Raw genomic sequence first — 12,336 nt, forward strand, 5'->3', positions numbered from 1 at the left:
CTAAGTGGAATGAAAATCGTTGCAACCTCATCAAAGTTATATATTCTCTTTCCAGAAGACTGACAGATTAAATAACCTTTCTGGTTGAATAAGGCCTCAAGTTTCTGCATGCCCAAAATACGATCTGGTAGTGTCTGAATATCAAAGTCTTCCATTTTCCTCATCCCCCATCTCGCCAAAACTGCGAACTGTCTATATGGCTTATTGATATGCTATATTGCTTTACTTTATTTATGGCCAATACGATTTCCTTATAATACCATAACGACTGCTTTCAATGGGTATAGTTGGAAAATATGTTCGAATTTCGGTATAAACGATTGACTATTCTTAATTGTTTCGTTATAATTAAGATGCTCGGAGTACTTGTGGATTTTACGAACCTTCTCGATTGCCTACGGCTTGGGAAGATTTTTCTGAACTTCCCATGTAGCGGGTAATAAAATTGTGGAGGTTTGTTTATGTTTAATGACAAGATTTTAAGTTGCAAAGACTGCGGTCGTGATTTTGAATTTACAGCATCCGAACAGGAGTTTTATGCAGAAAAAGGGTTTACCAATGAGCCTGGCCGTTGCCCTGAATGTCGCGCTGCCAGAAAAGAACAAAATAGGAATAGCGGTGGCGGTGGATATTCTCGTCAACCACGTGAGATGTTCCCCGCTATTTGTGCTACTTGTGGAAAAGAAACCACAGTGCCTTTCCAACCTTCTGGTGACAAACCTGTTTATTGCCGTGACTGCTATCAACCACGTGCTCGCAACAATTGGTAAGTCGTATTTATGAAAAAAACCTTCCCTGGCTAAATGCCTGGGAAGGTTTTTTATTTATTCGCTTGATCCTGCCAACAAAGGCTCATACATCATGATGGCATGGTTCTCGGTAATAAAATCATCACCGATCAGGCTATTGTTGAGGTCAAAGATTCTACGCCTAACAATATTATGGCGCATATATCCTCCCCACCATTCCTGAGCTATCAAATGATTGCTTTGATACACTTCGTATTTTCGCGAGCAGGGTTGACCACATCTCAATTCGCCGTGAAGCTCATAGTCGCCAACCGATACCAACAGTTGATAATCTTGCGAGGTGTTGTTCTTTATTTGAAGATCGATGTAATTGTAGACAACAGTCGCGCCACTCCCGAAGGGCTGTGTGCGGTTTGTATCAGGAAACACATCGTGTGTATGTCTCCACCGTTCTGTAACCGTTAATGATGTGTGCAGAGTCATCCAATAGATCAGATTTGAAAGCTGACAGAGCCCACCGCCCACCCCTGGTACAAATGATCCGTTTAAAAGAACCATCCCTTCCCTGAACCCTCTTGCCTCAGTAGGTTTACCAATCAATCGCCAAAAAGAAAACGATTCTCCTGGTCTGATAATTATTCCATTGATTCTTTCAGAAGCCAATCTCAAGTTGGTTACCTTGTTTTCTTGGAGCCACATGTCAACGTTACGAAGCTTTCGATATAATGGTGTGCTATGTTTCGCAGCTAAATGAGGAAGATGAGAATTCTGGATTGTTGTTGCGTATTTAATTGATTTATAAAAGAACCATTTAATGTAGCGACGCCAGGTAAAGTATAACTTTCCTAAGAAAACCCGCAAGTTGGAACGATTGGCTGGCCGTTCAGACTGATGGGGAGTTTTTATACCCATATTTTCCCTCCATATTAAATCGAATATATTGTAGGAGTGAATCTTTACCTATCTATACTAGTGAGACTCTATATACGTAGATAAATTGTAACTTATTAAGAATAGATTCGTTTACAGTTAGACTCTCTGATGTCTACTTGTTTCGCGAAATATTATTTATATTCCTGCTGTTTTTCTCAAAATGAGGATATTTTGGCAGTTTCATCACTTAACATGCTACTCAGATGTAAAGAATCATAGAAAAACCTCCAATCCAAGTGGACTGAAGGTTTTTCTATGATTCAACTTTTGTAAATAGTTAATCCTTTGTTGCCTTTAATTTATCTATTAATGTCCAGTTCAATTAGTTCTTGATAAAGCTCCTTGCGACGATCTGCCAGAAAAAAGCTATCTCGCATCGAGGTACGATCTGGACGACGTATATGATTAATCCGATCGGCTAACAGGGTAGCAGGAAGTATTCCTTCTTCATTTACAGAAGATTGATTAACCAACTCCCCTTTAGGTCCAATAACTAGAGCCCCTCCACTGAATTCCTTAGTTCTCCCGTTACTTCCTATCAAATTGCACGCTCCAAGGTAAACAGAATTATCATATGCTCGTGCTCCAAGATAACGTAACCAAATTTCTTTTCGATCACCTGCTACCAAGGGAGAAGCATGTGGAGCAAACAAGACTTCTGCCCCTTTGAGTGAATAGATTGCTGCCATTTCAGGGAAATGCCAGTCCCAGCAGATACCCACTGCGAATGTCGTCCCATGAGCTGAAAAAATCGGAAACTCATCTCCTGGAGTAAAATATTCCAATTCGCTCCGGCCCAAATGTGCTTTACGATAAACGTTGGGTTCCTCATTCGGAGTTAAGATAACATGTGATATATAGGGCTTGTTCTGACCCTTTCTTTGTTCAACCATCCCAACCAAAAGTGTGATCCCTAAATCTTGTGAGCACTCTCTTAACTGACCAACCCATGTACTATCCAGTGTATCGCCCATTTCTGATGCGTATTGTGGTGAATAACCATCTAAGGCGCATTCTGGAAAGCACAACAGGGAGACTTCCTGCTTTTGCGCCACCTCAGCTAAACGAGTAATTGTTTGGAAATTGCGTTCAGTTTCTCCAACTCTGGATTCCATCTGAACGAGTCCAATCCGGCAGTCAGTTTTCATATTTTTTGTCCTCGTCCTTCCCTACTACTCAATAACAAACTATGAAAATAGCTTAATTAAAAATCCTCTGAATCACTATAATCCTTACTTAAAACATCCGTTAGCAATCTATGATCATGAAGTAAGTTGATTAAGAGTCGCTCGTCTTTAGTTTGAGTGGTTCGAGCATTGGTGAGAATACTGAGAGGTCTATAAATAGGTGAATCTTGGATCTTTAATATTTTAAATATTTTTTGATCGCATTCACGACTGACAGTTAAAGAAGAAATAATTGTTATTCCAAGTCCTGCAGAGACCAATTGTTTAATCGCCTGAGTACTTCCCAATTCCATCGTTACATTCAATTGTTCTGGGTCAAGCCCTCTCTCTTTCAGGGCCATCTCCATCACCTTACGTGTACCAGAACCATCCTCTCTGGTGACCAAGCGTTCATGAGGGAGTTCAGCCAGGGTAATGCTGTTCCTTGACGCCCAAGGGTGAAAATATGGTATGACGACTACTAACTCGTCTTCCCAGAAGCTCTCCACATTAAGATCCTTGTGACGGGGGACTGGCCCTTCAATTAGACCAATATGTATTTTCTTCTCTAAAACATCTTGGGAGATGGACTCTGTGTTAGCTATTTTTACCTTGAAATCAACATCGGGATGTGTCTTATACAAAAACGCTAGAATATTAGGAAGAATATATTCCCCAATCGTTAAAGTCGCACCGAGATAAATCAAACCTCTTTGATCTTTTGCTAGAGCACTGATCTGCTCTTTGGCATTCGATAGAAGATCTAAGACACTCCGAACATGAGCATAAAAGATTTGCCCCTCTTTAGTTAAAGTAACCCCTTTATTAGTACGATCAAAAAATCGAGCACCATATTGATTTTCCAGATTCTGAATCTGCAAACTAATACTGGGCTGGCTCATATGCAGTTTCTTAGCTGATAAGGTAATGTTTTTGGTTTCTGCAACCTCTTTGAACACAAGAAAGTGTTGTTCCATGATGATGTATCTCCCTTCCAATAGCACACTCCATTGGCACCTAATAGTTCACCTTCCAGAGAAACTTATTATAACGAAACCCCTGATTTGCCTATCGATCTTAAGCAATGTTTAATCAAAGCACATGTTTTCCTAATAAAATAGTCTTTATTCTTAAACTAGATTATCATGTCCTTAAAAAGGAATGTTTATCATACGGGAAACGTAGTCTAAAGGAGTTTACATGTACTCTGGAAATATAATTAATACAGAATGTACATTGTATATCCTTATCATACCATCAGTGGAAGGTTTCCGCTAGGCAAGCACTCTTTCTTTTCAAAAAAATGACGAAAAACCTTTATTCATCTATTTTCGTCTTAATATAATTGTCGTCTATAATTGTCGTATCAGATAAAGTTTTGGCCATAATAAAAAGCCTTCCGTCAGGAAGGCTTTTATAATGGTCATATTCTTCTTTCTCCAGAAAACAATCAGAATACAAGCTAATAATAAAAAGACCACCCACAGCTTATTGTCCCGCTACCTTATCTATCTGAGCCCATTTAGCCTGACGATAACTAGTCGCTAATTTAACCATGTACTCTGCCCATTCGGGACAACCTAGAGCGTGAATATGATTATAGGCAGCGAAAACGTTCTTATAACTAATTCCGTCATGCTGACCATCAATCCCGTGCCCACGTTTAACTGTTAAACCAAACTTTACATCATCGGCCAAGTTAATAATCCGTGAATTATGAAACTCATGTCCCCTAATTTCAGCTTTCTCTTCAAACCAAGGTTGACCCGGATTGGCTTCCATAAGCGTATACCCATGCCCTTGAGGTTTTCTTTCCATCTGAGTATCAAAGGGCAGCAAACCAACCATCTCAAAACTTTGAGATGGGGTCCGAATTGAGCGACCCAGATACATAAGACCACCACACTCGGCGTAAATGGGTAGTCCCTTTTCGCCAACTCGTTTGATTTCCTCGCGCAATACTTTATTTTCTTCCAGCTCAGCAGCAAATACCTCAGGAAATCCTCCTCCAATGTAGAGTCCGTCTAAGTCTTCCGGGAGTTGACTATCTAACAGAGCGCTTATGGAAACGAGATCCGCCCCCATGCTTTTTAAGGCTTCCAAGTTTTCAGGATAGTAAAAACTGAAAGCCGCGTCCTGAATAATTCCGATTTTAGGTGTACAACCCTTATTTCTATTTATAAATTTGGCTAAGTTAGGAAGCTGAGTCTCCGCAAACTGAGGAAGCTCAGGAGCACACCGAGCCAGAGTTAAGATTTTGGGTAAGTCCACATGTTCACATATAACATCCGCAAGATAATCCAGCAACTTATCAGTTTCAGCCATTTCACCATTTGTAACAAGTCCAAGATGTCGATCAGGAATACATAGGTTGACGTCCTTAGGAATCGCGCCCACTACAGGGATTTTACAAAACTCTTCAATAGCTTCACGAGCTATCTTCACATGGCGGGCACGTGCTACTTTATTCAAAACTACACCTATAATTTGTACATCTGGGTCAAAATGCTGATAACCCATCACCATAGCTGCAGTGCTACGAGTCATTCGAGTAGCATCTACTACTAATAGCACTGGCGAACGGGTTATTTTAGCAATTTCAGCTGTTGAACTGCTTCCCAGTAAGTCCAAACCATCATATAGCCCCATTGCACCTTCAATGATACTAATCTTTTTGTCTAAAGATTGACTTGCTACGGAACTGCATATTTCCTGTTTCTTCATAAAAAAAGAATCAAGGTTACGGCAAGTGCATCCCGCTGCAGCCGTATGCCAACTCGCGTCGATATAGTCAGGGCCCTTCTTAAAAGGTTGAACTGCAATTCCCTGCCGGGCAAACGCTCTAAGCAACCCTAAAGTAAACGTTGTTTTCCCGCTCCGTCCATGAGGTGCTCCAATTACTAAGCGAGGGACATTATTAGTACTCTGTTGATGCGTATCAGTCCATGGTAACATAACCCCACACCTTTCTTGGAGTTTTTGAGTTGAATAGAATGAAAACAATTGACCATCCTGTGTCCGTACCCTATCATGCAGATTTATTCGAATCGGCAGAAACAGGAGCATTGGACCTAAAGGATGGTCAATAGCAAGTACATCGGAAGGTTTCATTCTATTTACGGCATGTCCATCCAGAAGTGATGAGTTTACTCTTTATCAGCATCGAAATCGCCTGGAGTTTGGACTTTGCCTTTTAAGCAAATGAATGTTGTCGTAATATAAAGGTATTCAACCAGATCTTCCGCAGTAAGTTCTTTAACTGCGTTATCCACATCGCTCTTTGTCTCGCCTATGGCAACAGCGACATCTCTACTTTTAGCTTTTTGCACTTTAGCGAGATATTCAAGTACTTTCGCTTTAACTTCGGGTCTAGCAGGTCCTTTTGCCATTTAAAATACCAGCTTTCTCATTTAAGATTGAACTCAGATTTAATACTTAAATGCTGCCGACGTACGGAAGGTTTCTCTGGAGAAAATATAATCGTCGATCAACATATCTGAGAATGGAAGTTCTGCCATAGCAAAGAATTTTTCCCAACCAATCCGCTCAACCCATTCTCCAATACGTTCTCCCTTATTAGCATTAGCAATCCAAAGCTCAATGATTTTGCGGATTGCTTCAGTTGTTTCAGGCCAACGAGGAGCAGTATTAGGCAGGAACGGAATAACCATACGGGAAAAACTAGGTGCCGAACGGGCATTAGAAACTTTTCCGCCGATAAGAATCGCTATGCCGTCATTTTTAGCATCATAAATTTCCATTGCAGGAGACATCGTGTAGCAGTTACCGCAATACATACATTTATCTTCGTTTACGACAACGCTCTTGTTCTTCGGATCGGGACGAATAGCTCCGGTCGGGCAACTGGCTACAAGGCTTGGAATTTCAGTGCCTTTACGAATTTTATCATGGTCAATCCGAGGAGGAGTCCGGTGAACACCGACAATGCCGATGTCACTGCAGTGGGTTGATCCACACATGTTTAAGCAGCAGGCCAAACCCATTTTTAATTTTGCAGGAAGTTTCATGGATTCAAAATACTCATATAAATCATCCATTACAGCTTTAACTACGCCTGAAGCATCAGTTGCTGGAGTGTGACAGTGTACCCATCCTTGAGTGTGAATGATATTGCTGATTGATTCTCCTGTTCCTCCAACAGCAAAACCTTTAGCTGCTAAAGTTTCGATCAGCGGGTTAACTTTCGCTTCGTCAGATAGTAAAAACTCAATGTTGTTACGGGTTGTCCAGCGAAGGAATCCATCACAATATTCATCAGCTATTGCACAAACATCGCGAATAAAATCAATACTGACCAAACGAGGAGTACCCACCCTTACACTATAAAGTGTGCTAGCTTCACCAACATGTTTGAGCACGCCTGCACGTGGGATCTCGTGATACTTCCATTTACCATAGTTTTCAACAATAACCGGGGGAAGCATTTCTTTATAATTAGGAGGTCCTTGGTCCAATTTTGCCATTATTATCCACCTCTCGTTAGCTACTTTATTTAGAATTTATAGAGCAGATCCATCTAGTGCAGTCCCGGATTTGTCAATCTGATCTTGATCCCAGAAGACATATGGGTTAGCACGTGGGCGGAAGACCATCTGCGGTACAGGAGCAACTTCAATTCCCTTGAGGAAATTGGTCATTCCTAAACGGTAAATTGTTTCCCCAATACGTTCACGAGTTTTCCCGTTCTCATCCCACCACTCCCAGATACGGCGCATGAGATCTTTGAATTCCTCATAATCATCTTCCGCTTCCATTTTCATGAACGGAACAATAACCCAAGACATGAATGCTGACTGAACGATTGTGGATTTACCACCGATTAAAATTGTAGCACCTTTCTCTTTGCCTGCTTTAATAGCTTTTGGCATCTTATTGATACAATGCATACAACGTGTGCAATCTTCAGCAACTACTGAAAGTTCTTGGGTTTCTTTATTGAAAGTCAGGCACTTAGTAGGACATTTGTCACAGACTAAGCCTTGAATATCATAACCTTTTGCTGCATATTCTTTAACAGCTTCTTGATCAATGATTAAAGAATCGCGCCAAGTTCCAATTACTGAGCAGTCAGAGCGGGCAATTGAGCCAGTGCAGTCATTGGCACAACCGGAGAATTTAATTTTGCTCTTGTAAGGCCACATTGGACGATGGAGCTCATCCATAAATTCATTCGTAATATTGTAACATGCTTCCAGTGTATCATAACAAGCAAATTCACAACGACCTGGTCCAACACAACAGTTAGTTGTTCTTAAGCAGGACCCTGATCCACCTAAGTCGAAGCCAGCTTCGCTATAATCGTCAAAAATCGGTTGAATATGCTCTGTCTTACAACCTAGGAGAATAATATCACCAGTTGAACCATGCATATTCGTCAAGCCACTACCATGTTTCTCCCAAAGATCACAAATTGTACGAAGCGTTTTTGTGTTGTAAAAAAAGCCCGATGGTTGATTAATACGGACAGTATGAAACTCAGCTACGTTCGGGTAGGTTTCAGGCTCATCAACATAACGGCCAATTACACCACCGCCGTAACCTCTAACTCCAACGATCCCACCATGTTTCCAGTGTCCTCTGCGCTCAGCATAGGATCTTTCCAAGACTTGTAGCAACTCAGCTGAAGCTGCATTTTTTGCCGCAGCCCGTTTAATTTCAGTAACAAAACTGGGCCACTTACCTTTTTCTAGTTCGTCTAGTAAAGGCGTTTTCTTTTCTGTCATGGCACACCCTCCGTCTTCAAGTTAATGGATTTCTTACATTTCAGAAATACTGATGGCACCCGTAGGACAAACCGCGATGCAGCTTTCACAGCCCATGCACTCCGATTCATCACCGGTTACATGAGCCTTGTCATCACTAAAGCCAAGCAGGTGGGCTGGGCATCCTTCAGTACAAGAGTTGCATCCTGAGCACTGATCTTCATCAATTGTCACGATAAACACAAATTACACCTCCTTAAACTACTAAAGAGAATAATCAAACATTGAATATTAAAAATTAAATATTGAATGTTGAACAATTTGGAAAGATAGATTTCTTCTTGTGTAAATTAACACTAGTCCATGTCCTTAATTTAACACCTTGCGTTCTATTCGTACAATATATAATCCTGATTGAACTATCTAGAAATCAGATTATGAATTTGATAAACAATACTTATATGAAGAAACCACTTCAACGATTAAGTCCTTCCTCGAGAAGAGTTACTTAGCAAATCCTTTTCCTCTGAACATCCAAGCCACTTATATCCTCGAATTCCCAAACCACAGGTAGTAACAGGAATGTCCTTCGGTATTTCCTCCCAATGATCTCGAAGTTCTTCTAACATAGAAGATCATAGTCTCCCGCTGGATCAAGGACTATTCTTCGCTTCCTCCGACTCACGGACATCAAAAGGCAGAGCCTTCTCCCGCCCATAAGCGGCCTCACAACAGCTTCAGCTGAGATCACCTCTGTTTCCCCCCAAAGAATGTTTTCTAACGTTGTAGGAGCATGGATGCGTACGTCAATAGCTGTGTCATAAGAGGATGCAATCGTAATATTTGCATGCTACTTCTCCTCACCCAGTGCCTCGACATTATACACGGGGATGCGAACGGATGTTTCTTTAATTAGCACATAGAATGCATAAACTCCTATCATATGATCTGTATGCGCTAATATTAAGTTTGTTATTATTTTAACACAGGATAACCATGACCTCAAACTATTTCTTGATTTTATATTTAGTTAATAATTGTAAATTTAAATTAAACATAAAGAGGACCGTTTCAGACATCCTGAAATGGTCCTCTTATAAAAATTATTAGTTTTAACTATTCTTCTAAAAACTCAAAGAAAGGTTTTTTCAAACTTACCATTGCATTTACCATAAGTTCAACTAAGCCACCATACTGAAGGTTGAATTTTTCAGTAGCGTCATAATGTTCCAGAATTGCCCGCATTGCTCCTTTGCAGTTAGAGCAAGGAGCACAGATATATTTGGGAATTGAGGTATTTTCCATGACCCCCTGAAAGGCTCCCAGAATTTGGTTAAACTTCATGCGAGAAGCCACTGAATCTCTGAATTGAGGGAAATTCAAGTAATTCATAATGGCGAAACCACTTCCCCCACCACAGCAGTAGTTTTCTACACCATGTGGAGTCATCTCCCTAAACTGAGGACAGATAGCTTTCAAAACATCCCGTTGAGGCTGAACAATTCCCATTTGTCGCACCACATTACAAGGATCGTGAAGGGTTACCGGAAAGTTGTTTTTACTTGGATCAAATTTAATAGTCTTATTCTTAACCATTTCCCAGAGAATAGGCAGACAGCTCTCCACAGGTACCTTCATATCACTTAAGGCCATTCGGTCAGCTACAACAGCTGAAGCTTTATGGGCATGACCACACTCTGCCATCACCATTCGGTTGACGCCTAAGTCTTTGGCTGCTTTCATTTGCATTAAAGCAACCTTTTTGGCCATAGCATCATCATACCAAATCCCATAGTTGACACTATCATATCCTATGATATCACTGCTGAGTGTCCAATTTAAACCAGCAGCATCAAAGAGAATGGCAAAGGCAACCGGGTTTTCCGGCCAAGCAATAAACTCTCCCGCATTATGGAACAGCAGGATGTCTGCGCCTTTTTTGTCTACTGGAAATTTAAGCTTAATGCCAAATTTCTCTTCGGTATCCTCTTCTAAAAACTCAAGCGTGTCTAAAAAAGCTGGTTTACCTAAACCTGTAGAGGAACCAGTAGTGAGCTGATTCACCGTACCTTTTGCATGGAGCGGAGTCGGAGCTATTCCCAACTCTTGACTGAAAATCTTGCGAATTTCTTTGGATAGAATGGCATTATCTAAACCCAGTGGACAGGTCTGAGCACAACGACGACAAAGATTGCAACGATAGGCTAATTCTCCCAATCGGGCGATTGTTTCCCAGTTCACATCAATATCTGCCCCAACAAAACCGCCTAATAGTTTACCGCTGGTGGTAAAGTACTTCTTAACAATTTTTCTCAGAACCTCAGAACGGAATATTGGTCGATATAATTCATTTTTTCCTGACGCTTCGTAGATATGACAGGCAGCCGAACAAGTATCGCATTTTGCACAGTAATCAAAGGATAATAACAGAGGTTGCAGCACTCCATTATTGGCGTCAGTAAATATTTTTTCTAAACCAGTGAGAAACTTGCGAACAAATTCATCTTCTTCTTCTTTGGTTTTCGGACGAGTTAAGGTGTCTATGCCAACATAACCATCTAAAGAAGTACAGTATTTTTCTCTCCATGCAGGCTTAGGGTCAGTTAAAGCAGGCTCCATTCCAGGTTTATCATACGGTGGCAGCAAAGGCATTAGTTGATTGGGTTCGAGTTTGATCAACTGCTCGTCCGAACGACCCAAATCTTTGGGACGTAAGTCTTTTTGATTTAACATATTTTTGCTCTCCTCTTTCCAGAAGTTAACACTCAAAAATTACATCTACATCTTAGGTGAGGCAGGGGGCTTCATATGAGGGGCTGACCAAGTGGTGGATGGACGGACAGCTGACGCCTTCTTAATCTCTTGCTCAACTGAGCTCCCTTTAAGATTAGGTCTATTATCCCAAAGAACCGTATGGAAAGTGAAATATTTCCCCACATAGTGACTCATCTTGCTGATAGGAATATAAATTAACATAATTCCAACTAATATCACATGAACCGTTAATAGGGTACTAGCTTCAAATGGCGTGAAACTAATAAGTTTAGCGGTCACTTCTCTGGCAAAATGAAAGGATAAATCACTGGACCATACCAGAATCCCAGTGACAAGGGCCGCAAAAATAAGTAAAAGATTAAAATACTCTTGAGGTGTGGTGTATTTTTTCAGGGTATTATCGAACAACCGACGAAGGATCAACAACCCAGCACCCAAGGTACCCAAAAGAAGTCCTAAATGTCCTGTAATAGTGGACAAATGAAAAACCAACAGACCCCAAATACTAAGACTGTTAGCTGCTACGACAATCCCGTTGAGTTCAGTAATGGCTCCTACCACCAATAACATTGTCCAGGCCATTATAAGGTATATCCCTAAGTGCAAAGCGTAAGAAATCCACCAAAAAGGACGTTGATTTTCAAATAGCTTCTTAATAAATAAAATTTCTTTTAACATTTCTTTAATCTCTCTCACGTGGGAGACTTTATGAGGTTTACTCCACCATGAAACTTCCTCGTAGAAAGACCCCCCATGTTCAAACCCCATTTCTTTGGGCAAAGGATAGAGTTCCATTCGTCCGTGCATAGGCATTTTGGCGAATCGATAGACCTTATAAACAGATATTCCTACAAAAAGGAGTATGGAAAGATAAGCAATAACACTTAGATACAAAATTGTCAACCTCCTTCATTGTTCTTATAGTCATTATATAGTCTAAGTTAGTTTATTAGGCTTGTAAAATTTCCCTTTCCTATCAAGCCATCGCAT

Annotated in this window: 12 protein-coding genes; 1 reads left to right on the top strand and 11 read right to left on the bottom strand. The window is 40.8% G+C overall.

Going from position 1 to position 12,336, the window contains the following annotated elements; genetic code table 11:
• Positions 1–461: 461 nt before the first annotated feature.
• Positions 462–770, top strand: coding sequence for a zinc-ribbon domain containing protein (locus DOT_RS17110; RefSeq protein ID WP_009621383.1), 309 nt, complete (start codon positions 462–464; stop codon positions 768–770).
• Positions 771–824: 54 nt separating this feature from the next.
• Here the strand turns inward: DOT_RS17110 and DOT_RS17115 are convergent, their stop codons facing one another.
• The 11 genes from DOT_RS17115 to DOT_RS17160 all read right to left on the bottom strand — a co-directional run bounded on the left by DOT_RS17115 (position 825) and on the right by DOT_RS17160 (position 12,240).
• Positions 825–1,661 (bottom strand): VanW family protein, encoded by an 837-nt coding sequence (locus DOT_RS17115; protein WP_009621385.1) that lies wholly within the window; start codon positions 1,659–1,661, stop codon positions 825–827.
• Positions 1,662–1,981: 320 nt separating this feature from the next.
• On the bottom strand, positions 1,982–2,830 hold the full coding sequence (locus tag DOT_RS17120) for a nitrilase-related carbon-nitrogen hydrolase (RefSeq protein WP_040412618.1): 849 nt from the start codon (positions 2,828–2,830) through the stop codon (positions 1,982–1,984).
• A gap of 56 nt (positions 2,831–2,886) precedes the next feature.
• Positions 2,887–3,825, bottom strand: coding sequence for a LysR family transcriptional regulator (locus DOT_RS17125; RefSeq protein WP_009621389.1), 939 nt, complete (start codon positions 3,823–3,825; stop codon positions 2,887–2,889).
• Between the two features lie 511 nt (positions 3,826–4,336).
• On the bottom strand, positions 4,337–5,803 hold the full coding sequence (locus DOT_RS17130; RefSeq protein ID WP_040412668.1) for a cobyrinate a,c-diamide synthase: 1,467 nt from the start codon (positions 5,801–5,803) through the stop codon (positions 4,337–4,339).
• A 191-nt stretch (positions 5,804–5,994) separates the two neighbouring features.
• A complete protein-coding gene (locus DOT_RS17135) occupies positions 5,995–6,237 on the bottom strand; it encodes a hypothetical protein (protein WP_009621395.1) in 243 nt (80 codons plus the stop codon).
• A gap of 39 nt (positions 6,238–6,276) precedes the next feature.
• Positions 6,277–7,332: a dissimilatory-type sulfite reductase subunit beta gene (gene dsrB / locus DOT_RS17140; RefSeq protein ID WP_009621397.1), complete on the bottom strand. Its 1,056-nt coding sequence runs from the start codon at positions 7,330–7,332 to the stop codon at positions 6,277–6,279.
• A gap of 36 nt (positions 7,333–7,368) precedes the next feature.
• The gene (gene dsrA, locus DOT_RS17145; protein WP_009621399.1) at positions 7,369–8,592 is read right to left on the bottom strand and encodes a dissimilatory-type sulfite reductase subunit alpha; all 1,224 of its coding nucleotides are present in this window, start codon (positions 8,590–8,592) and stop codon (positions 7,369–7,371) included.
• Positions 8,593–8,625: 33 nt separating this feature from the next.
• Positions 8,626–8,814: a 4Fe-4S binding protein gene (locus tag DOT_RS17150; protein WP_009621401.1), complete on the bottom strand. Its 189-nt coding sequence runs from the start codon at positions 8,812–8,814 to the stop codon at positions 8,626–8,628.
• Positions 8,815–9,053: 239 nt separating this feature from the next.
• A complete protein-coding gene (locus tag DOT_RS30615) occupies positions 9,054–9,200 on the bottom strand; it encodes a hypothetical protein (protein ID WP_009621403.1) in 147 nt (48 codons plus the stop codon).
• Positions 9,201–9,687: 487 nt separating this feature from the next.
• A complete protein-coding gene (locus DOT_RS17155) occupies positions 9,688–11,304 on the bottom strand; it encodes a (Fe-S)-binding protein (RefSeq protein ID WP_009621405.1) in 1,617 nt (538 codons plus the stop codon).
• A gap of 45 nt (positions 11,305–11,349) precedes the next feature.
• On the bottom strand, positions 11,350–12,240 hold the full coding sequence (locus DOT_RS17160; RefSeq protein ID WP_009621407.1) for a nitrate reductase gamma subunit: 891 nt from the start codon (positions 12,238–12,240) through the stop codon (positions 11,350–11,352).
• Positions 12,241–12,336 lie beyond the last annotated feature (96 nt).

Origin of the sequence: Desulfosporosinus sp. OT (assembly GCF_000224515.1) — a bacterium.
Taxonomy (GTDB): Bacteria; Bacillota; Desulfitobacteriia; order Desulfitobacteriales; family Desulfitobacteriaceae; genus Desulfosporosinus.

What these genes read in the sequence shown, in the direction of transcription:
- DOT_RS17110 (WP_009621383.1), top strand. Translation starts at nt 462, where the DNA reads ATGTTTAATGACAAGATTTTAAGTTGCAAAGACTGCGGTCGTGATTTT.
- DOT_RS17115 (WP_009621385.1), bottom strand. Translation starts at nt 1,661, where the DNA reads ATGGGTATAAAAACTCCCCATCAGTCTGAACGGCCAGCCAATCGTTCC.
- DOT_RS17120 (WP_040412618.1), bottom strand. Translation starts at nt 2,830, where the DNA reads ATGAAAACTGACTGCCGGATTGGACTCGTTCAGATGGAATCCAGAGTT.
- DOT_RS17125 (WP_009621389.1), bottom strand. Translation starts at nt 3,825, where the DNA reads ATGGAACAACACTTTCTTGTGTTCAAAGAGGTTGCAGAAACCAAAAAC.
- DOT_RS17130 (WP_040412668.1), bottom strand. Translation starts at nt 5,803, where the DNA reads ATGTTACCATGGACTGATACGCATCAACAGAGTACTAATAATGTCCCT.
- DOT_RS17135 (WP_009621395.1), bottom strand. Translation starts at nt 6,237, where the DNA reads ATGGCAAAAGGACCTGCTAGACCCGAAGTTAAAGCGAAAGTACTTGAA.
- dsrB (WP_009621397.1), bottom strand. Translation starts at nt 7,332, where the DNA reads ATGGCAAAATTGGACCAAGGACCTCCTAATTATAAAGAAATGCTTCCC.
- dsrA (WP_009621399.1), bottom strand. Translation starts at nt 8,592, where the DNA reads ATGACAGAAAAGAAAACGCCTTTACTAGACGAACTAGAAAAAGGTAAG.
- DOT_RS30615 (WP_009621403.1), bottom strand. Translation starts at nt 9,200, where the DNA reads ATGTTAGAAGAACTTCGAGATCATTGGGAGGAAATACCGAAGGACATT.
- DOT_RS17155 (WP_009621405.1), bottom strand. Translation starts at nt 11,304, where the DNA reads ATGTTAAATCAAAAAGACTTACGTCCCAAAGATTTGGGTCGTTCGGAC.